Annotated in this window: 11 protein-coding genes and 5 pseudogenes; 4 read left to right on the top strand and 12 right to left on the bottom strand. The window is 60.8% G+C overall.

Going from position 1 to position 19,813, the window contains the following annotated elements; genetic code table 11:
• Positions 1–436: 436 nt before the first annotated feature.
• The 5 genes and pseudogenes from P6U30_RS11030 to P6U30_RS11010 all read right to left on the bottom strand — a co-directional run.
• Entirely contained in the window at positions 437–1,204 is a 768-nt protein-coding gene (locus tag P6U30_RS11030) for an enoyl-CoA hydratase/isomerase family protein (protein WP_407169170.1), read from the bottom strand.
• Positions 1,204–2,475 carry an acetyl-CoA hydrolase/transferase family protein gene (locus P6U30_RS11025; RefSeq protein ID WP_407169169.1) on the bottom strand — a complete coding sequence of 424 codons (1,272 nt, stop codon included), beginning with the start codon at positions 2,473–2,475 and terminating at the stop codon, positions 1,204–1,206. Before P6U30_RS11025 ends, P6U30_RS11030 begins: the two co-directional genes overlap by 1 nt.
• Entirely contained in the window at positions 2,472–3,359 is an 888-nt protein-coding gene (locus tag P6U30_RS11020; RefSeq protein WP_407169168.1) for an HpcH/HpaI aldolase/citrate lyase family protein, read from the bottom strand. The genes P6U30_RS11025 and P6U30_RS11020 overlap by 4 nt, the downstream gene beginning before the upstream one ends.
• A 150-nt stretch (positions 3,360–3,509) precedes the next feature.
• A complete protein-coding gene (locus P6U30_RS11015) occupies positions 3,510–4,688 on the bottom strand; it encodes a M24 family metallopeptidase (RefSeq protein WP_407169167.1) in 1,179 nt (392 codons plus the stop codon).
• Between the two features lie 1,050 nt (positions 4,689–5,738).
• Positions 5,739–6,008, bottom strand: a pseudogene (locus P6U30_RS11010) (transposase); the annotation flags it as partial.
• 78 nt (positions 6,009–6,086) lie between these two features.
• Between P6U30_RS11010 and P6U30_RS11005 the strand changes: the two are divergent.
• Positions 6,087–7,107: pseudogene (locus tag P6U30_RS11005) on the top strand (IS110 family transposase).
• A gap of 258 nt (positions 7,108–7,365) precedes the next feature.
• Here P6U30_RS11005 and P6U30_RS11000 read toward each other — a convergent pair.
• Positions 7,366–8,274, bottom strand: a pseudogene (locus P6U30_RS11000) (IS3 family transposase); the annotation flags it as partial.
• Positions 8,275–8,663: 389 nt separating this feature from the next.
• Between P6U30_RS11000 and P6U30_RS10995 the strand changes: the two are divergent.
• On the top strand, positions 8,664–9,626 hold the full coding sequence (locus tag P6U30_RS10995; protein ID WP_407169166.1) for an IS110 family transposase: 963 nt from the start codon (positions 8,664–8,666) through the stop codon (positions 9,624–9,626).
• A 358-nt stretch (positions 9,627–9,984) separates the two neighbouring features.
• Here the strand turns inward: P6U30_RS10995 and P6U30_RS10990 are convergent, their stop codons facing one another.
• Positions 9,985–10,968 carry an MDR family oxidoreductase gene (locus P6U30_RS10990; protein ID WP_407169165.1) on the bottom strand — a complete coding sequence of 328 codons (984 nt, stop codon included), beginning with the start codon at positions 10,966–10,968 and terminating at the stop codon, positions 9,985–9,987.
• A gap of 24 nt (positions 10,969–10,992) precedes the next feature.
• Positions 10,993–11,544, bottom strand: a complete 552-nt coding sequence (locus P6U30_RS10985) for a TetR/AcrR family transcriptional regulator (protein ID WP_407169164.1) — start codon at positions 11,542–11,544, stop codon at positions 10,993–10,995.
• A 184-nt stretch (positions 11,545–11,728) separates the two neighbouring features.
• Between P6U30_RS10985 and P6U30_RS10980 the strand changes: the two genes are divergently transcribed.
• Positions 11,729–12,469, top strand: a complete 741-nt coding sequence (locus tag P6U30_RS10980; protein ID WP_407169163.1) for an enoyl-CoA hydratase/isomerase family protein — start codon at positions 11,729–11,731, stop codon at positions 12,467–12,469.
• 78 nt (positions 12,470–12,547) lie between these two features.
• Here the strand turns inward: P6U30_RS10980 and P6U30_RS10975 are convergent.
• Positions 12,548–12,978, bottom strand: a pseudogene (locus P6U30_RS10975) (IS21 family transposase); the annotation flags it as partial.
• Between the two features lie 5 nt (positions 12,979–12,983).
• Here P6U30_RS10975 and P6U30_RS10970 point away from each other — a divergent pair.
• A pseudogene (locus P6U30_RS10970) lies at positions 12,984–13,696 on the top strand (ISNCY family transposase); the annotation flags it as partial.
• A 353-nt stretch (positions 13,697–14,049) separates the two neighbouring features.
• Here P6U30_RS10970 and P6U30_RS10965 read toward each other — a convergent pair.
• From P6U30_RS10965 to P6U30_RS10955, 3 genes are all read right to left on the bottom strand, one after another.
• The gene (locus tag P6U30_RS10965; RefSeq protein ID WP_407169162.1) at positions 14,050–15,276 is read right to left on the bottom strand and encodes a CaiB/BaiF CoA transferase family protein; all 1,227 of its coding nucleotides are present in this window, start codon (positions 15,274–15,276) and stop codon (positions 14,050–14,052) included.
• Between the two features lie 152 nt (positions 15,277–15,428).
• Complete coding sequence (gene purU, locus P6U30_RS10960) at positions 15,429–16,292, bottom strand: formyltetrahydrofolate deformylase (RefSeq protein WP_407170423.1); 864 nt, start codon at positions 16,290–16,292, stop codon at positions 15,429–15,431.
• A gap of 59 nt (positions 16,293–16,351) precedes the next feature.
• Positions 16,352–18,859, bottom strand: a complete 2,508-nt coding sequence (locus P6U30_RS10955; RefSeq protein ID WP_407169161.1) for an FAD-dependent oxidoreductase — start codon at positions 18,857–18,859, stop codon at positions 16,352–16,354.
• Positions 18,860–19,813: the final 954 nt, after the last annotated feature.

Genomic DNA, 19,813 nt, shown 5'->3' with positions numbered 1-19,813 from the left:
CGCCCGCAACCGCACTACGGGGAAGGCGTGGAAGTTTCGCGCCGAGATTGGGTGGATGTTAATCCAATTTTTGCGCCCGTCTTGTGCATTTTGGTCAGGAGCTCCGGGAAATTGCTGCGCCTTTCATGAGAAAACGCGATTAATCTTCGACGCTCGATGGTATCCGACTTCGTTTTGAGCTGTATGGTCGAGATAGGAAAAGAGCTTTCGGTCACCGCGATCGCCGGGATGTCTACCTCGTCACTCTACGCCCTGCTCTAGACGTTGGGCGACGCCGCGAACGACATCGTCAACGCGGTGCGATGCCGCTGGTGATGATCGCTTGACCTGGCTGGTCGCGATCGGCTGCGGAATCGGCGCGGTGTCCATCGCGCTCGGCGTCCCCGGACTTGTGGGTGCCGCTGCTCGCCTATACATGGCGGGAGGCACTGACGCTTCACTCCCCACGCCACACTGGCTTGCGCTTCTCCGCGAAAGCCGTGGGGCCTTCCTGCGCGTCGGCGCTGCGATAGGCGCGCTCCCAGGCATGGCGCGCAGCGCGCAGTGCGGCGGAACGGCCCATCTCGGTCGCCAGCATCACCGTCTCCTTGCCCGCCACGACGGAGAGCGGCGCGCCCGCGACAATCTGGGCCGCCAGTTCGAGCGCAGTCTGCATCAATGCCTCCGGCTCCGCCAGCCGGTTGACGAGGCCGACCTCGTAGGCACGGGCCGCGCTCAGTGGCGCTCCAGTCAGGATGACCTCCATCATGATCCGCTGTGGGATCATGTTAATCAGCGGCGCGGCCCAGGGTGAGCCCCGTCCTACCTTCACCTCCGTGATGGCGAAGCGCGCGTTGGTGCTGGCGACGCATAGGTCGCACGCCTGCGCGAGTAACCAGCCGCCGGCGAAAGCGACGCCGTTCACCGCCGCGATCGTCGGCTTCGGCACGTCGATATTGTCACCCGGTACGGGGAACATGTCGCGCGGCGGCACAGTGAGCTTGGTCACGCTCATCTCCTTGAGGTCACCGCCCGCGCAGAAAGCCTTTTCGCCCGCTCCGGTGAGGATCGCGACGCGCAGCGCGTCGTCTCGGTTGAAGCGGTCCCAAGCGGCGAACAGTCCCTCCCGCACCGCGTTGCCGAGCGCGTTCCGCGCGTCCGGCCGATTGATGGTGATGATGGCGATGGCGTCGTCACGAGCCTCGAACAGGACAGCGTTGGTCATCAATATCCCCTCTTGGCGATGGCGTGCGCGGCCTGGGCGAGGCCCTCGCGATAGTCGGGATGTGCGATCGCCATCAAGCGGCGGGCACGCTCGACGAGCGTCTGTCCCTTGAGTTCGGCGGCGCCGAACTCGGTGATGATGATGTCGACCTCGCTGCGGCCGGTCGTCACGGGACCGCCGAGCGTCGGCACAATCCGGCTGCCCTTGTTGCCGGCGGTCGCAGGGAGCGCGATGATCGAGCGGCCGCCTGGCGAGCGGCTGCCGCCACGCACATAATCGACCTGCCCGCCGGTGCCGCCGACATAGCTTGATCCGACCTGCTCGGCGTTCACTTGCCCGGTGAGATCGACCTCGAGCGCCGAGTTGATGGTGACGAACCGCGGGATGGCGGTCAGCACCGCGTCGGCATGGGTGTAGCCGGAGGCGCGCATCCCCACGGCTGGGTTACGGTGCGCGAAATCATAGAGGCGACGCGACCCTATCAGCGCGCCGGTGATCGAAATGCCGGCGTCGAACATCTTGCGAGCGTTGGTGATCACCCCGGCCTCGACCAGGTCGAGGAGCCCGTCGCCTATCATGCCGGAATGTATGCCCAGATCGCGGCGGTCGCTCACGAGTTGCAATACCGCATCGGGCACCGCGCCGATTCCGATCTGCAGTACCGACCCGTCGCCTATATACTCGGCGGCGTGCTTGGCGATGGCGCGATCGATGTCGCCGATCGCAGCAGGCTTCACCTCGACCGGCGGGTGGGACACCTTGATCGCGAGATCGATCCGCGAGGCGGGCAGCAGCGCGTCGCAATGGGTGAAGGGCACCTGCTCGTTGACCTCGGCGATCACCACCCGCGCCTTGGCAACAGCGGCCTGCACATAATCGTTAATCAGGCCGTAGCTGTGGTTCCCATCCGTGTCGCTCGGGCTGACCTGGACAAAAGCCACGTCGCAGCCGATCAGCCCAGCCTCGATCATGTTGCTGATCTGGCCGACATGGCAGGGAATGATGCCAAGCCTCCCCGCCTTCGCGACGCTGCGCAGCGCCCCGATCGCACCCATGCTGGACAGCGAGACATGCTCGCCCATCTCCGGCGTCAGCAACCCGGAGAAGCTCGATCCGGCGAAGGCGGAGACACCGCCGAGCCCGGCCGCTTGGGCGATGAGGGTTTCTACCAGCGTCGTCGGCTCGCCGCAGGCCTGACCCCACACGATGCGATCGCCGGACCGCACATAGCGATCGAGCGCAAGGGCTTCAGAGGCGATCCATTCGGTCATGTCTTCATCCGCGCCAGCACGGCACGGGCGCGCGTGAGGTGCGGCAAGTCGAGCATCTCCCCCTTGTAGCCGATCGCGCCGAGCCCAGGATTTGCAGCGAAGAGACCGACGATCTCGCTCGCGTTGGCAACCTCCGCCTCGCTCGGCGTGAAGGCTTCATTGATCGGATCGACCTGCGCGGGGTGGATCGCCAGCATGCCCCGGAAGCCGGCGCGGCGCACCTCGGCAGCGAGCGCCCTGAGGCCGACCTCGTCGCGGAAGTCCGCGTGGACGGTCTCAATCGCCGGCACGCCTGCTACCGCCGCGCCGGTGAGGCACAGGCTCCGGGCGAGCTTGTAAGTGAAGTCGTAGCTGCCGTCATCGAGCCTGTTGCTGATCGCCCCGATCGCGGTCGCGATATCCTCCGCTCCCCAGGTCATCGCGACGAGGCGCGGGACGCCCTCGTAGCTGCCGGTCGTAAACATCGCCTGTGGCGTTTCGGTCGCAACGATGATTAGTTGCGTCGAGCCGATCGCGATTGCTGCCGTTGCTTCCAGGGCACTGAGATAATGGTCCAGCAGCTCGACGTCGGCTCGACCACGTGGCTTTGGCAACATCAAGCCGCCTGGGGCTGCAGGAACTATCTTGGCGAGATCGTGGAGTGCGTGTTTGCTCTGGACGGGATTGATGCGCACCCAGAGGCGACTACGCTGATTGGCATTCGCCATCAGGAACTCCGCGACCCTTTCCCGGGCTACGGGTTTTTCGGTCTCGGCAACCGCGTCTTCCAGATCGACGATTACGATGTCGGCAGCTGAGCCGAGCGCCTTCCCCATCTTGTGGTCGCTGTCCCCCGGCGCGAACAACCAGGAGCGAGCGCCGGCGGCAACATCACTGGCGGACATTGGTAATTTCCCTCTCGCATATTTTCATCTCTTCGGCGAACCCAGCGGAAATCCGGCTCGGAGATAAGTTGATAAACCCCACAGCTGTTTATCGCCCCCCCTTCTGTCGCCGACGGTGCTTCCATCGCAAAAACGTATGTCGCTACCCCCTCATTTGATGAACAGCTTGCGAGGCGTGGAGGTCAGCGGCTCGTGACCGCTATTGGTCACGACGAATGGTTGGCTTATAGCAACGCTGATATTATCCAGCCAAAGACCGGGCATCATGTGGAAGCACATCCCTGGCCGAAGCACTGTATGATCTGCTTTGCGCAGGCTCGCAGTACGCTCGGCTGAAGCGGGCGGGTAGCCAATTCCTTGCGGATAACCGAGTCGCCCCTCCTTCTCATAACCATGACGGGCGAGCGTATCCTGGAATACACCGTGGACCTCCGAGCAAGTGCGACCTGGGCGAACGCTTTCCAAGGACGCGTTGAGGGCCTCGACCGCGAAATCGGCGAGCTTTTGTTGCGCGCCCGAAGGTTTTCCGATGGAAACAGTACGCGCCAAGTTGACTTGGTAGCGGTGCCGCACTCCATGCACCTCCATGTAGACGGTGGTCATCGATGGGAGCGGATCGTCGGTCCATGCGGGATGCGGTTCGAGTGCGCGCTCGCCAACACCAAACATCAGAGCCGCGCTATCATAACCACCGGAAAACTTAGGAGTACCCAGTATCTGCTGATGACAAATGGCAGCCGCTACCTCACATTCGCGCACTCCGGGTTCGATCATATCAACCCCGCGCTTGATCTGGGCATCAGCGATCTGCCCCGCTTGGCGCATGAGCGCCACTTCCGCAGGGCTCTTCACCAACCTTATCCAGTTTACAAGCAGATCGGCATCGACAAACTTTGCGTGCGGCAGCGCCTTCACGAGATCAGCGTGCGCACGGGCGGAATAGTAATACCCCCCCATTTCGACACCAATCCTCGACCTTTCTCCCCCAATCTCTTTTACAACATCTGCCATATAATCATAAGCTGAGAACTCCGGTGAGTTTACGTACTTATCCGGAAATCCGCGAATGTTTTCGTCCGCGAGATAGGTAGTCCTCACCGCTGACACACGATCCTGGAAACGCGTGATGAAAATGGGCTCGGGCTGATCGAGCGCCACAATCGCTATTTGCGGGGTATAGAAGGAGTAGGCGTCGTATCCCGTCAGATAGTTTTGACTGGGCGGCTCCGACACCAGCAAAACATCAATTCCGCGTTTCGCCATCTCGTTTTTTACGGCGGTCAAACGCACTGAATATTCCTGCCTATCGAAAACCAGATCTTTCTTCATGCGTCACCTTCTTTTCCTAACCGATGCCCGCTCACTCCAGCATTGGACGGTCCGAGCACAGCGAGCCGCACAATGGCCAAAATTTGCAACGAGGCTAGCTCATTCTCGATCTGCTTTCCTGCAAAAAGGAACGCGTCTTCGCACAATGACAGCAGAAACTGCCCTGCTGCGCTGCAGAAATCCACTCATCGAAGTGCCAATTGCGACGTCAACAGACGACTCTTTATCCTTCCCGAATAAATTGTCGCTGAAGCTGCCACACAGCCTCGAATAGAGTGGACTTGTAGAATGGCGGCGTTGCTCATGCAAAGCTGAAGATTCCGATGCAATGAAGCGTACGGCTCTGACGTAAACACGGGATCGATCCGTCTTTTGTCCGCCAAGACGCTACTTTCGCAAATGACGGCGTGATAAGGCGCCGTCCCTAAGAAGCGCATTCGAGCGCAGCTGGGGCGGCAAGCAGCCGCTTCAAAACGTTCAGTGTTAGGCTCAGCAGAAGCCTCAGCCAGGTCGCGAAACTCCTTTTCGTGCGCGTGGCGGCTCACGAGTCGCGAGTTTCGTCGATGGACGACTGCCTGAAATGTCAAACTTCTGCTGCCTCCCTGGCAGAGCCGGGGGGCCTCCCTTGGTAGGCTAGAAACGTATAAGCGCTACCAATCGATGGCTGAGATAGCGTTGCTATCTCATTTCGCGCCGCAACTGCTGGTGGGCAGGTGGGCGCAGGCTTGCCGGCAAAACGATCCCGAATCCAGGCGAGCTGGTACGGAACCGACTTGGCCTTGAGCTGGCCGTGGTTGAGGCCTTGATACACGCGTACCGATGTCGGCCTTTATCCCTCCCGCACCCATCCTGACGACCGCAACAGGGGTTGTCCCGTTCCGCTGTCACGAGCGATCTGCCTCGCATGTACCAGGCGGTCCGCGAGCGGTTCAGCTTTTATATAGCGCGGCTGTCCAACCACGTTGGCCTCGGCTAACGGCGGTCCGGCCCTGCAGAGCGCCGGATTCATAGAGCTCCGCAAGGTCACCACTGCTGACCTTGCCCCAAGTTTTATCCAGTCCTGAGTTCGCCCTGGCTGTTGGATTTGCCCGGTTGGGCGGTGGGAGCGACGGGAGCTGGCGCGGAGCTTTCGGCATAGCGCAGCGCCAGCTCCCGGCGCGGGTGACAGGTGAAGGCGAACTCGGAGGGGGTCTTCCATCCGAGCTGCGAGTGCGGTCGTGTGTTATTGTAATCGGCTCGCCAACATCCGAGTGCGACGCGGGCCTGGGCCAGCGACGTGAACAGCGTCTCGTTCAACGATTCGTCGCGCAGCCGGCCGTTGATGGGGAAGACGGCCCCGCTCCTCGGCGCCGGCGATATACTGGCGATGGACGAGCCGCTAACAGGAGCAATGCACCAATGGAAGTCGCGACAATTGGATTGGACATCTCGAAGCACGTATTTCACATCCATGCAGTTAATAGCCAAGGCCAGGTGGCCGGTCGCCAACGCTTTCGGCGAGGTGAGATCATTTCGTTCTTCTCCTCGCTCGCACCTTGCCTGGTCGGCATCGAGGCCTGTGCGACCGCTCATCACTGGGCGCGGGAGATTCGGCAGTTTGGACACGATGTGAGATTGATTCCGCCGGCCTATGTTAAACCCTACGTACGTAGGGGGCCAAGAATGACGCCGCTGACGCGGCCGCGATCTGCGAAGCGGTCACCGTCCCAATATGCGGTTCGTTCCAATCAAGAGCGTCGAGAACCAAGGATTCTTGATGCTTCATCGTGCAAGAGGCTTGCTGGTCCGCCAACGAACCATGACAGCCTGCGCCATTCGAGCTCACTTTGCTGAGTTCGGAATCATTGTCGGGCAAGGCCGGCAACGGGTGGATGGTCTGGTGGATCTGCTGGATGACAAGGGGCTGACGCTACCGGCCCATGCCCGCATCGCACTGGCCGTTCTTGTGAACCAACTGAAGGAATTGGACCGGCAGGTCGAGGCCATCGAGCGCGAGCTAGCTCAGATCCAGCGAGTAAATCCGATGGCGAAGTTGCTGTCCTCGATTCCGGGCATTGGTCCCATAACGGCCACGGCTCTCGCCGCGACCGTGCCGGACGCGACCGTGTTCCGCTCCGGGCGAGAGTTCGCGGCCTGGCTTGGCCTGACGCCTAAACAGAATTCCACCGGCGGCAAGGATCGGCTCGGCCGGATTACGAAACAGGGCGATTCCTATCTCAGGCACTTGCTTGTCATCGGAGCACGTAACGTCGTTCGGTACCCAAAGGCACGCTCCCGGGTTGGAGGCGGCTGGATCGAAGCCTTGCTTGACCGGCGTCGGCCCATGGTCGTCGCCATCGCCGTTGCCAACAAGTTGGCCCGGATCGTCTGGGCGATGATGACGACCGGGGAATTCTATCGGCCTAAGCTCGCGGCCTGACTTTCCGCGTACGTTGGCCACCTTATGGTGTGAGGGCAAATGACAGCATGATGGACACCGGCGGAGCTGGGGATCGAGCAAGCCCGAAGAGCTTTAAGCGCAACAAGCGCGACCCGTTGATGAGGCCTCGATCCGCGATCTCCATCAGGGCCAGCGGCCATGGCATCGGTCGCACTCACAGGCCGTATACATGAACGCACCCGACCGGTATCCAAAGTGCTGCTGAAATCCCTTGCATCCGCGGGGCCGTCTATACATGAAGCTCTCGATGAAGGCGTTCTGCATGGGCTTGCCCGGCGCAATGTAATGCCATGCGACGCGGCGCTGATCGGCCCAGGTCAGGATGGCGTTGCTGGTCAGCTCGCTGCCGTTGTCGCTGACCACCATTGTCGGCTTGCCGCGCTCGATCATCAGCCGGTCCAGTTCCCGCGCCACGCGGGTGCCGGAGAGCGAGGTATCGGCGACCAGCGCCAGGCACTCGCGGGTGCAGTCATCGACCACGGTGAGGACGCGGAAGCGGCGGCCGTCGGTCAGTTGATCCGAGACGAAGTCGAGCGACCAGCGGTCGTTCGGGCCATCGGCACCGTCATCGGCGCCCGGGTCCCGATGGCGCGCTTGCGGCCGCCACGGCGGCGCACCGCGAGCTCCTCTTCCCGGTAGAGCCGGAACAGCTTCGTGTGGTTGATTGCATAGCCCTCCCGCTTGAGCAGGACATGCAGGCGCCGGTAGCCGAAGCGGCGGCGCTCATGAGCGATCGCTCGCATGCGTTGGCGCAGGCCGGCATCGTCCGACCTGGTCGTCTTGTATCTCATGGTCATGCGGCAACAGCCGATGGCTTTACACGCCCGCCGTTCGCTCATCCGTGGGCATCCATGAGATGGGCGACAGCTTTCCGCTTGGCCGCGGGCGTCACCATTTCTTTCCCAGCAGGTCCTTCAGCGCGACATTGTCGAGCATGGCATCCGCCAGCAGCCGCTTCAGCCGCGTGTTCTCATCCTCCAGCCCCTTGGCCTCCGACACCTCCATCCCGCCGAACTTCGCCTTCCATTTGTAGATGCTGGCGTCGCTGACGCCGTGCTTGCGGCACAGGTCGGCGACCGAAACGCCGGCCTCGTGCTCCTTCAAAATCCCGATGATCTGCTCTTCCGAAAAGCGGCTGCGCTTCATGCTCTGGTCCTTGTCGTGGGCCAGAGCGAACTTCAAACTGGATTAAGCCCGTGGGGCAAGGTCACTGCGGGTCCGGACGACTTGCGATATGCTTTGCGGCCTCGCGATGCGGGAGGTAAGCCGGTTAGATTCCATGGGCGGTGAGCGTGGCCTTTCCGGTAGGTTTGGGTTTCCACACTCGAACCATCGGAGCAGTCAGATGCAAGCATCGACCCTAGGCACGCCCACCACCGGCCATTGTGGCACAATTTTCGTTGCGATCGAACTCAGTCAGAAGACCTGGCTTGTGACGCTGCACAGCCCGGACCGGGAGCGGATGTGACGCCACAAGCTGCAAGGGGGCGATCACGCCGAACTGCTGGGGGTTGATCGAACGAACCCGCAGGCGGGTGGCAGAGAAGCTCGGAGCGGTGCCGCGTGTGGTGAGCTGCTATGAAGCCGGCTATGACGGCTTTTGGCTGCACCGGCTATTGGAAGCGGCCGGGATCACGAACTTCGTGTTCGATGCGGCGAGCATTGCGGTGGAGCAGCGGGCGCGGCGGGCGAAGACGGACCGGATCGACGGCGAGCTGTTGCTGCGCACGCTGATGGCCTATTTGCGGGGCGAGCCGCGGGTGGTCCGGATCGTCCGGGTGCCGAGTGTGGAAGCCGAGGATGCCCGGCGCGCCAGCCGCGGACGCGACCGCCTGGTCACCGAGCAGACCGCCCACACCAATCGGATCAAAGCGTTGCTGCGTCTTCGGGAGATGGCGGTCGGCAATCCGCGGCGGCGTGACTGGCTGGCCTGGCTCGAGCGGCAACGCGACTGGCAGGGCGAGCCGCTGCCGCCGCATCTTCTGGCCGAGATCGAGCGCGAGCACGCCCGGCTGATGCTGGTGCGTGAGCAGCTCGCGGCGCTGGAGCAGATCCAGGTTGCGGGCGCTTCTCCAGCGCTTCCGACGCCGATGGTTGAGCGGCGGGATCAATTGCAGCGGCTCAAGGCGCCCGGCCCGGCCTTCACGGCGACGCTGGTCAATGAGCTGTTCTACAAGGACTTCCGCAACCGCCGCGAGGTCGCCAGCTATTGCGGCTTGACCCCCAGTCCCTGGAAGAGCGGCGGCATCGATCGCGAGCAGGGCATCAGCAAGGCCGGCAATCGGCGCGCCCGCGACAAGGCGATCGAGCTGGCCTGGCTCTGGCTCCGCCATCAGGGCGACAGCGCGCTCGGCCGCTGGTTCCGTTCCCGGACCGCCAACGCCGGCAAGCGTGCCAAGCGCATCGCCATCGTCGCACTGGCGCGCAAGCTGATCGTGGCGCTGTGGCGCTACCTCACCACCGGCCTCATTCCAGAGCAGGCAACCATGAAGGCATAACAACCACCTCACCCGCGTCGCGGCTTCGCCGCGCTCGTGCGGGATGGATGATGACCGTGCCATCCTAGGGCCTCAGCCGCCGTTTCGTAGATGGGTCTCATCCTCGCCAGGCTTCCTCGCCGCAAGCATGCGGAAGGTGGGTACGGATCAAACAATCCGACCGGATATGAGGTGATGCAGTGAGCTGCAGAAATCTTCGGAAACCAATCCCTGCCACGAGCCGCCATGGCGCGCTGCGCTGCGCATGGCTCCGCGCGCCCCCTCTTATCACGCAAGCCAGACCCAGACCCAAACGACAGACTTGACTCACAAATCCCCATAGAGGATGGGCTTCATTCGCCGTCACCCGCGCGCCGCACTATTTATTGACGTCCACCACCAGCCTGCCGCGAACCCGGCCGTCCAGAATCTGGCTGGCGGCATCGATGGCTTCGCCAAGCCCGATCTCCTGTGTCATAATTTCGATGGCGGATGGATCGAGATCGCGCGCAAGGCGCCCCCACGCGGCCAGACGATCTTCCCGTGGGCACATGACACTGTCAATCCCGACAAGGGTTACCCCCCGCAGGATGAAAGGTGCCACGCTGCTGGGAAAATCGAGACCGCCGGCGAGACCGCATGCCGTGACTATGCCCCGATATTTCGTCGATGCGCAGATATTCGCCAAAGTATGGCTGCCCACAACATCCACTGCGCCCGCCCAACGCTCCTTGCCAAGTGGCTTGCCCCGACCGGAGAATTGCGAGCGATCGAATATTTCCCTAGCGCCGAGCGAATGAAGATAGTCGGCCTCGCTCCTCCGGCCGCTGACAGCTACGACGGTGTAGCCAAGCTTCGAGAGGATCGCGATGGCCGTGCTGCCGACACCGCCGGCGGCGCCCGTGACGATGATCTCTCCCATGTCCGGGCGGACGCCATGACGCTCCAGTGCCAGAATGCAGAGCATAGCCGTGTAACCGGCGGTACCGATGGCCATAGCCTGCCGTTCGGTGAATGCTTCCGGCAGCGGCAGGAGCCAGTCACCCTTGAGCCGCGCAACCTGGGCTAGTCCACCCCAGCTTGTCTCACCGACGCCCCATCCGTTCAGCACAACCTTGTCACCGACCTTATAACGGGAGTCCTGCGAATCCTGGACTGTTCCGACCAGGTCGATACCCGGAATCATCGGGAATTTTCTGACGACCGGCCCCCTACCGGTGATTGCCAAACCATCCTTGTAGTTGAGCGCCGAATAGGCGACGTCGACAGTGACACTTCCTTCGGGAAGATTCCTCCGATCGACCTCTTTGACGAAAGCATGGTAGTTGTCGCCATACTTGTCGATCACGATCGCCTTGAACACGAATGCCTCCTTGCCCGAACCGGGTTAGCGCGTGAGCAGCGCCATGAAAGTTTCGGAGAAAATATCGATCGGATCCGGGCTACGCTCGAGTTTCGCCCTGAGCACGACCCCCTCCCAGCCAATCCAGAAGAATGCCGCCAGACTTTCGCAGTTGTGCCGCGCGTCCAGCTCCCCGACCGACTGAGCTTCGGCGAACACCAAGGCCGTCCGTCTCTGCCAGTCCAGAAGAACGCCGTGCAGCTGTTCCTGGAAGATGTTGGGGAGACTACCCATTTCCTGCCCCAGGTTGCCAACCACGCAGCCGCGTCGGAAATCGAACCGGGCCATGCCCGCCCGCGCATCGTCCATGAAGAACTTGATGCGGCTCAGAGGGCTAAGGTTCGTATGAACGAAAGCCCTATCCAGCCTCTTCGCAAAATAATCTGCGTAGGCGTCGATAATGGCGAGACCGAATTCATTCTTGCTAGTGAAATAGTGGTAGAAAGAACCCTTTGGCACTCCAACCTGCTGGAGGATTTGCTCCAGACCAGTTGCCGAGAAGCCCTTCTCCGACAGCAGAGCTACTCCGGCGCGCACGAGCGCCTCTCGGGTCTCCCCATAGCTTGGTACCAGCTTGGGCGGCCGCCCCCTCGAGCGGGACGGTCGTATATCGAGCCTCTGTTCCATCTCTTCCATTTTTAGACCGATCGTCTATTAAATCAAGTCAGATTCCATGGTGGGCTCGGGACGGCCGGCCCTCGGGCGTTGTCGAGGAGAACGAATGATCAGATCGGAGAAGAGCGGCTCAATTGGCATCATCACCATAGACCGGCCCGACAGGCGTAATGCGCTTGGAACCACGCTGATCCGCACCCTGTCAGCCTCTCTGCGACGCCTAGACGCCGATGATACGGTACGGGCCGTCATCATCACCGGAGCCCCTCCCGCGTTCTGCGCTGGCAGTGATTTGAAAGAGCTTGCCTCTCTCTCCAGTGCCGACATGCGCGAACACGAAGCTGAGACCGCATCGGTCGTCCGATCGATTTCTGCGTTGACGAAGCCGGTCATCGCGTCAGTCGAAGGCTATGCGCTCGGCGGCGGGTTCATGTTGGCGATCGCTTGCGATGTGGTAGTGAGCAGCGGCGACGCGAAATGGCATCTTCCGGAAGTGCCCAGCGGATGGCTGCCCATCTGGGGCATGCGCGCCTTGATGAGCCGGGTTGGTCCGATGCGTGCCCGCCTCCTGAGTTGGGGAGCGGAGAAGATTGATGGGCACGAGGCACAGAGACTGGGGATCGTTGACTACGTCGTCGACAATGGCGAGGCACTCGGAAAGGCTCTCGACGTCGCGAAGGGACTTGCCGCTCTACCATCAGAGGCGGTCTCTTCGGTCAAAACCTATTTTCAGCCTTTTGTGATGATGGATGCAGAGCAACTGGACGTGCAGGCGCATAACGCGTTTGCTCGGGACTGCCTGTCAGAAGCGGCTCAAGCAACCATGAGCAAATACCGACAGATATGACGATCCTCTTATTGGTGAACGGTGCCAATTCCACTGTCTCACCTCCAGTCGATAGAGCATTCCGAAACGACGGGCCGCTAGATTGCGGAACCCGGCCGATAGGCTGTCGCTGCGATGCTCCCGCGGAACGCCGCCGAGCGCCCACAGGGCGGCGTTCTGCAAACCCTCGGCCAGGGCCGGTGACGCTTTCGCCACCGAGGACGACATGGGCATGCTCGAAGCCGGAGAACGTCAGTTGGAAGTGATAGAGCCGGTGATCGAGTGCTTCACCCGCGATGGAAATGCCGGACCGCTTGTCGGTGAAGTTGGACAGACCCAGACGTCCGGGCTCGTGCTCCTGGCGGAAGATCACGTGCTGTTCGGGGCCGTCGAGCGCCCGTCAGGCATTGATGCGCCGCTCCAGCGTGCGTCCGATGTTGGGATTGACGTCGGGATGCCCTTCGGCGTAACTCGTCCAGCAAGCCGATCACGCGGATTCCAGGCGCAGCCTTCAGGATCGGGATGATCTCGGCGTTTCATGCGCTTTCGGCCGTACCGTAAGAACTACCAGGCGTTTGTCGAGCAAAAGAACGGTTCGGTCGTGCGACGTCGGCTATCGCCAGTTTGAGGGCCTGAGACGGCCTCTTTGCTGGCTCAGCTCTGGCGCGCGACACGACTGTTCGTGAACTTCTCCAACCGTCGTTCAAGCTCGTCGGAAAACGACGCGACGGCGCGCGGGTGCGCAAAAACGTACAGCGCGCCAGCGACACCGCATCAGCGCTCGGTCGCCGATGCCCGCACGCCCGACGAAGTTCGCGCATGTTTGTAGGCAATCTACGCCGAACTGGATTCTGTCGTGCTGTTCGCGACATTCGGGCCGCGCAGGAATCCCTCGCCGCGCTTGCCGACACAAACCCTGCAAGCGACTCCTCCGCGGCGCCACAGTCGATCGAGCTCTTCCTCGCAAGCTTACGAACAGCCTGGAAAGTTGGCCGGACACGGCCGACAGACGAGCCGATCATGAAAGCGAAGAGAGAACGGCGGCGGCCCGATCCATTCGTTCGTGTAACCGTCGAACTACGAGCATGGTTCGAACCATGGCGGACGGGCAGCGAGCTTCTGTCCAAACTGCAGGCAGAATATCGACGAGCCTATTCTGACAAGCTCCTGCGAACGCTTCGTTCGGGAAAGCGCGCTCATCGCGCGAAAAGCCGACAGGCTGAGGCCCGCGCGCCAAGAGATGCCTGACTGTTCGTCGTCTCCATTTCAATTCCTCCCAAAAGACCTTCTGCGTAAACTGCACCATTCGTTTGACACGCAAATAGCCGGCTTTAAAGCCGAATTGCCCCTCACGCAGGGCCTGATACGGTCGGAATTCTGGTCTCATTGCGGGCAACGGTGCATCGCGCTGGCACGATCGCTTGGAGAGTGCCATTCGGCACGCGTTGACAAAACAGGGGCGACCGCCTGGGCCAATGAGATGCTCTCATTTTCTTCCTTTGCGAGCACTTCATAGCATTCCTGCGGGAAGTGCCGTCCTGATCGCGCCCACCAAGCCGGCGCGAATCCTGCCGATCGCCTCGCTGGCAAATTGTCAAACTTCATTTGGGCCAAATTCCATCAGTTTTGTCATGTGCAGGAACCCAAAGAGAACCGGAGGTCACCATTTCGTCGATCTGATCGGCGCCAAAACCAGCCTCCATGAGAATTCCGCGGCCATGCTCACCCAGCTGCGGCGCCAAACGATCTGGCGTTACTTCGGTGCGCGAGAAACGAGTTGGAACCGCCATGCTCCGCAGCATCCCCTCACTTGGATGATCAACTACCCTGAAAAAGCCCGTCGCCTTTAGATGATCGTCTTCAAGCACAGATTCGTAGCTATGCATTGGCATTGCGGGCACGTCGGCTTCAAGGAATAGTCGAAGCCATTCCGCGGTCGTTTTTGTTAGCAGAATGCGCCCCAGCTCGGCATAGACCTCATCGATATTGGCCATGCGCGTTGCAAAGCTTGTGAAGCGAGCATCCGCTTCCGGGATGTCTGGTCGGCCGATCGCCTTAAAAAACCGTTCCCAATGTCCGTCAGTATAGATGAGCGCGCAGACATAGCCGTCCTTGGTCCGATATGGGCGGCGCTCCGGCGACAGCTGGCGGGCGTAGCCCCCCTTATCGAGCGGCGGTTCGTACGTCAGTCCGCCAAGATGATCTCCGAGTACGAGGGACACCATGATTTCATACATTGGAACCTCGACCTTCTGACCGAGGCCGGATTCATTGCGCTCGATGATTGCTGAAAGAATGGCATTGACTGCGGCAGTCCCGACGAATCGGTCGGCAATGGCCGAGGGCACATAGGCGGGACGCAGACCGGCACGGCTGAAGCTGTAGGCAAGGCAGGAGCCCCCCTGGATTAGATCGTCATAGGCGGGACGCTCAGCGTAGGGTCCGCTCTGGTCGAATCCGACCAGCGCAGCGTAAATGATCCGAGGATTAGCCTTGGCAAACTCTTCGTAAGAGAGCCCGAGCCGCGCCATGGCGAGCGGCCGGATGTTCGAAACGACTACATCGGCGTTCTTAGCAAGCCTGAGGACTACATTCCGCCCCGCCGGCTTCTTCAAATCCAATACAATACTGCGTTTGGAACGGTTCGCGTTCAGGAAAAGCGGCCCCATACCGGCGTGGCGGCTCGGACCAACATGCCGAGCAATATCTCCTTCTGGTGCTTCGACCTTGATCACGTCGGCACCGAAGTCTCCCATAGTCTGGGTCGCCAACGGACCCATGAGCACCGTTGTAAGATCAAGGACGCGAATCCCCTTCAAAGGCCCCATGATGAAGCTGCCTCCGATTTTGTCCAGAAGACGTTGAAGTGCGGACTTCGTGTGCCGTTGGGCACAATTATGTAGATAACCACCTGCATTCTTCGCCGCAGCACCTCGCCGCACCTCTGGAGCAACTCTACTTCGGCGCGTCAAAGCTCCTATCAGCTTGTGAAGACGACAGTCTTTTTGCCATTCAGCACCACACGATCCTCAAGGTGATGGTGCACGGCGCGGGCGAGTACGCGCCGTTCGATGTCGCGGCCCTTGCGGACGAGATCGTCCGGCGTGTCGCGGTGTGAGATCCGCTCGACGTCCTGTTCGATGATCGGTCCCTCGTCGAGATCGGAGGTCACATAATGCGCTGTCGCTCCGATTAGCTTGACGCCACGTTCGTGGGCCTGGTGATACGGCCTGGCACCTTTGAAGCCTGGCAGAAAGGAGTGGTGAATGTTAATGCAGCGCCCTGACAATTTGGCCGAGAAACCGTCCGACAGAATCTGCATGTAACGCGCGAGTACAACAAGATCCGTATTGGTCTCCTGCACGAGCTCCCAAATTCGTGCCTCCTGCTCCATTTTGGTCTGCTTGGTGACGGGCAAATGGTAGAACGGCAGCTCCATCAGATCGGTGGAGACCAGGTGCTCGCGGCCATGGTTGGAGACGATTGCAGTCACCTCCATTGGCAGTTCGCCGATTCGCCAGCGATAGAGCAAATCGGCCAGACAATGATCGAATTTAGAAACCAGAAGCATCACACGTTTTTTTGCGGAACTCTGCCGCAGAGTGAATCGTATGGCTAGGCGCTTGGCGAGGTCATCGATCGATGCAGCGATTTCTGTCTCTGATTTCGCCTGATCAAGGCGATCGAAGACAACACGCATAAAGAAATGACCGGTCTCCGTATCATCGAATTGCTGAGCGTCGAGGATGTTACAGCCAGCTTCGAACAGAAGACTCGAGACCGCCGATACGATGCCTGGACGATCAGGGCCGGAAAAGGCGAGGATCATGGAAAGGTCAGACATAGCAATGACGGCCCGGCGGCTCTTCGTAAACTGCGTTGAAGAAAGGCGGATCTTGAAAGTCACGCCTTGGAGCGAGCTTGAATCAGCTCTGGGGCGATGAGGTCTTCGACGTTGCTCCTCTCGCCCTTCACTCTAGTGCGATTCAAATCGTAGAAGGCTCGAACGGATGCGATGGCAGCGTGCCTCTCGCCCGCTATCTCTATCTCAAAACTTCCTTTAGATAGCCATTCGGCACTCACCCCGCTCTCGCAGTGCAGATACCCCATGCCGACACCGCAGTCCAGCGTGTGGCCAAAGCCCGCGGAGCGCAGGTAGCCGACGAGCGATCCATTGCGCCAAACTGGCTCTGTTCCGAACATGAGCGGTGCCGCCCGGGGCGCGGCCAATTGAACAAGACGTCGGCGCGGAATGTGTGCGCGCTGTGATTCAAGGACCGCTCGCCCAATGAAATCCTCGCCCTTGTTCCAGGCGATCGTGAACCCCAGTCCCGCTTCGAGCGGAGAATCTTCATCGCTCACGTCCGCGCCCCAATCCCGGTAACCCGCCTCGAGGCGCAACGTGTTCAGTGCGACGTAACCCGCTTGGCGCAGATCGAGATCGCGTCCCGCAGCGATCAGTGCATCATAAACACTCAGCGCTTGCTCGGTCGGGATGTGCAGCTCCCATCCGAGTTCTCCGACGAAAGTCATGCGAAAAGCGAGCGCCATGCCATAGCCAATCTCGATTTCTCGCGCCGTCGCGAAGGGAAATGCGGCATCAGAAAAATCCGCCGGGCTCACGCGAATGAGCAGCTCTCGCGAACGCGGCCCCATGACGGAAAGGCACGCGTAGCCCGACGACACGTCGGTGACGAACACGTGGCCCGCCCCTTTGGCATGCATTCGCAGCCAAGCGAGATCCCGGATGCGCTGCACGGCCGCCGTGACCACCAGGAACTCGCCGTCGCCCGTTCGCGCGATCGTGACGTCGGACTCCATGCCGCCTCGCTCATTGAGCCATGGCGTGTACACGATACGACCCACTGGAACGTCAACGTCGTTAGTGGAGAGACGCTGAAGAAAGGCGAGCGCATCACGACCCTGCACCAGCAGATGCGCAAAGGAGGTCTGGTCAAACAGCGTGACCCCGGAGCGAGTGGCTGCGTGTTCAGCCCCGCTCGCCTTGAACCAATCGTCGCGAGCAAAGGTAGCGTGGGCGTGCACCGGCGCGTCCGGCGCGCCAAACCATTGCACGCGCTCCCACCCAGCGGCCTCGCCGAACTTCGCGCCAGCGGCTGCGAGCCGATCGTGCAGCGGCGAGACGCGCACGTTACGAGCAGTCGCAGGTGATTTGTGAGGCCGATGCAGAGCGTAAAGGAGCCCAACTGCCTCACCGGTTCGATCGCGCAAATATCGACGATTGCGCTGGAATGGCATGGCGCGTCGCACGTCCATTTCCCAATAGTCGTTGGCGGGCACGCCTGTTGACATCCACTCGGCCATAACTTTGCCAGCGCCGCCAGACGACTCGATACCGCACGAATTGAAACCCGAGGCCACATAAAGGCCCGCGATGTCGGGGGCAGGCCCCAACAGGAATCGATTGTCGGGCGTAAAGCTCTCCGGCCCATTGAAGCTCAGTTGCAGTCCCAGATTTTCCAGTGCCGGCATGCGTTTCATGGCACCGGCAAGGTAAGGCTCGATATGTTCGAAATCGTCAGGCAGTGAATCGAAACTGAACTCACGCGGAATGCCCTCCATACCCCAGGGCTTGCCGTTCAGTTCGAAGAAACCCACCAGCATTTTACCGGCGTCTTCTTTTGCATAGAAGCATGCATCAAGATCGCGTACCGTGGGAGTATCGGGTGACAAACCCGCAATGGACTCCGTCAGTACGTAGAAATGCTCTGCCGCGTGCAGCGGCACCGTCCAATTGAGATCGGCAGCCAGAGCGCGAGACCACATCCCCGCGCAGATGACGACCTTTTCGGTGCGCACGACACCTTCCGCGGTTTCGACGCCGGCGATTCGTTCCGCTTCGGTCAGTATGCGAGTGACCGGTGTGAGTTCCAGGATTTTTGCTCCGCCCTGCCGCGCTCCAGCCGCAAACGCGCGCGCAGTGTCCACCGGATTTGTCTTGCCGTCGGAGGCGATCCATGCCGCGCCAAGTACGTCGGCCACGTCGAGCAAGGGTACGCGTCGCGCGGCTTCCGCGGCGTCGATGATCTCGACATCTAGACCAAAGGATCGCCCCATCGACGCACCCCGCTTCAGCTCCTCCAGCCGCGCAGGTGTTGCCGCGACGGTGATCGACCCACATTGTCGAAAGCCGGTGGCTTGGCCGGTCAGCCGCTCAAGCTCCTGGAACAACTCCGCCGTGTACTGGGCGAGCTTCGCCATGTTCTCATTGGCTCGAAGCTGGGTGACAAGTCCTGCCGCATGCCAGGTAGTACCGCAAGTGAGCCGGTCGCGCTCGAGCAGCAGAACGTCCCGATGCCCGAGGCGCGTGAGGTGATAGGCGATGGACAGGCCAATGATTCCACCACCGACGATGACGTATTCCGCATGAGAGGGCAGCTTGCTTTGCATTCCACAACTCAGAAACTGACTGGATGTACGCCCGAACGCAGCGCAAGGATATCGCTGGTCCTTCTAGGCGCTGACCGTGTTAGCGGAGCGGCACATCAGCTGATACTCGATCTTGATGCCCTTCCGCGGTATGTGATAACCCATTCGCGCGATATCGAGCGCCTTTGTTGCGTCTGATAATCAGCAACGAGTCATGGGCAATGGAGCATGCGCGCTGTAAGGACGTGTGCAAAATTCGATCTCCCTCTCGGGCTTTGATTCTGTGACCTTGCTCAACCGGAAAGCTCCATCGCTCGCGCAAATACTAGCTGGCCCTGGATTTGAATTTAATTAATCTAGGCCTTCGCGGAGCGGAAATTCTGCGCCCGATCGGCAAAACTGAAGCTTTATGCCATTGACCTTGGCGCTGAGGCGAGCAAGCCACGCGAGGTGATCTGAGCTTTGGAGCGACCGGCCGGCACGACGCATTGCCGTCGACATAGATAACTCCGGCCGGTATCCAGTCGCTTTTAGCCGGCGTTCAAATCGCGCAGATAGAGGGCTGTAGACTCGTTCCCGATCACAACGACGTCAAAGCTTGTTGATTCATTCCTCAAAACGGTGACCGCCGTGACATCGAGGACTTGGCTGATTGAGGTACACCAGCCGCGATGGCTGCACCCGATAGCGACGTGAATGCCGTTTGCATGCGATATTGTCGTTTCGCCGTCTATTGCGGCTGCCCCCCGTTTGAACTAGGAGTAAACGTCTGGCGGAGGATTGGGACATTACGTGGCGTAGCTAACGCCCTGAACCATTTCTTCTTCCTGAGCCTGGCCGTCGGTCCGGACTTATTCCAAAACTTGAGGGTCTGGGGCATTGTGGTCTGCTCGGCCAGGCGCCTTGTGTCAGGCCCGAGCGCAGGACGAAGGGCGCGGCGTCGCGGCCTTCCCCAGTCCGAGCACGGATGGACGT

Source organism: Bradyrhizobium sp. ORS 111 (genome assembly GCF_045571485.1).
GTDB lineage: Bacteria > Pseudomonadota > Alphaproteobacteria > Rhizobiales > Xanthobacteraceae > Bradyrhizobium.
This window is presented reverse-complemented; position numbering and strand designations above follow the sequence as displayed.

What these genes read in the sequence shown, in the direction of transcription:
- P6U30_RS11030 (WP_407169170.1), bottom strand. Translation starts at nt 1,204, where the DNA reads ATGACCAACGCTGTCCTGTTCGAGGCTCGTGACGACGCCATCGCCATC.
- P6U30_RS11025 (WP_407169169.1), bottom strand. Translation starts at nt 2,475, where the DNA reads ATGACCGAATGGATCGCCTCTGAAGCCCTTGCGCTCGATCGCTATGTG.
- P6U30_RS11020 (WP_407169168.1), bottom strand. Translation starts at nt 3,359, where the DNA reads ATGTCCGCCAGTGATGTTGCCGCCGGCGCTCGCTCCTGGTTGTTCGCG.
- P6U30_RS11015 (WP_407169167.1), bottom strand. Translation starts at nt 4,688, where the DNA reads ATGAAGAAAGATCTGGTTTTCGATAGGCAGGAATATTCAGTGCGTTTG.
- P6U30_RS10980 (WP_407169163.1), top strand. Translation starts at nt 11,729, where the DNA reads ATGATCAGATCGGAGAAGAGCGGCTCAATTGGCATCATCACCATAGAC.
- P6U30_RS10965 (WP_407169162.1), bottom strand. Translation starts at nt 15,276, where the DNA reads ATGGGGCCTTTGAAGGGGATTCGCGTCCTTGATCTTACAACGGTGCTC.
- purU (WP_407170423.1), bottom strand. Translation starts at nt 16,292, where the DNA reads ATGTCTGACCTTTCCATGATCCTCGCCTTTTCCGGCCCTGATCGTCCA.
- P6U30_RS10955 (WP_407169161.1), bottom strand. Translation starts at nt 18,859, where the DNA reads ATGCAAAGCAAGCTGCCCTCTCATGCGGAATACGTCATCGTCGGTGGT.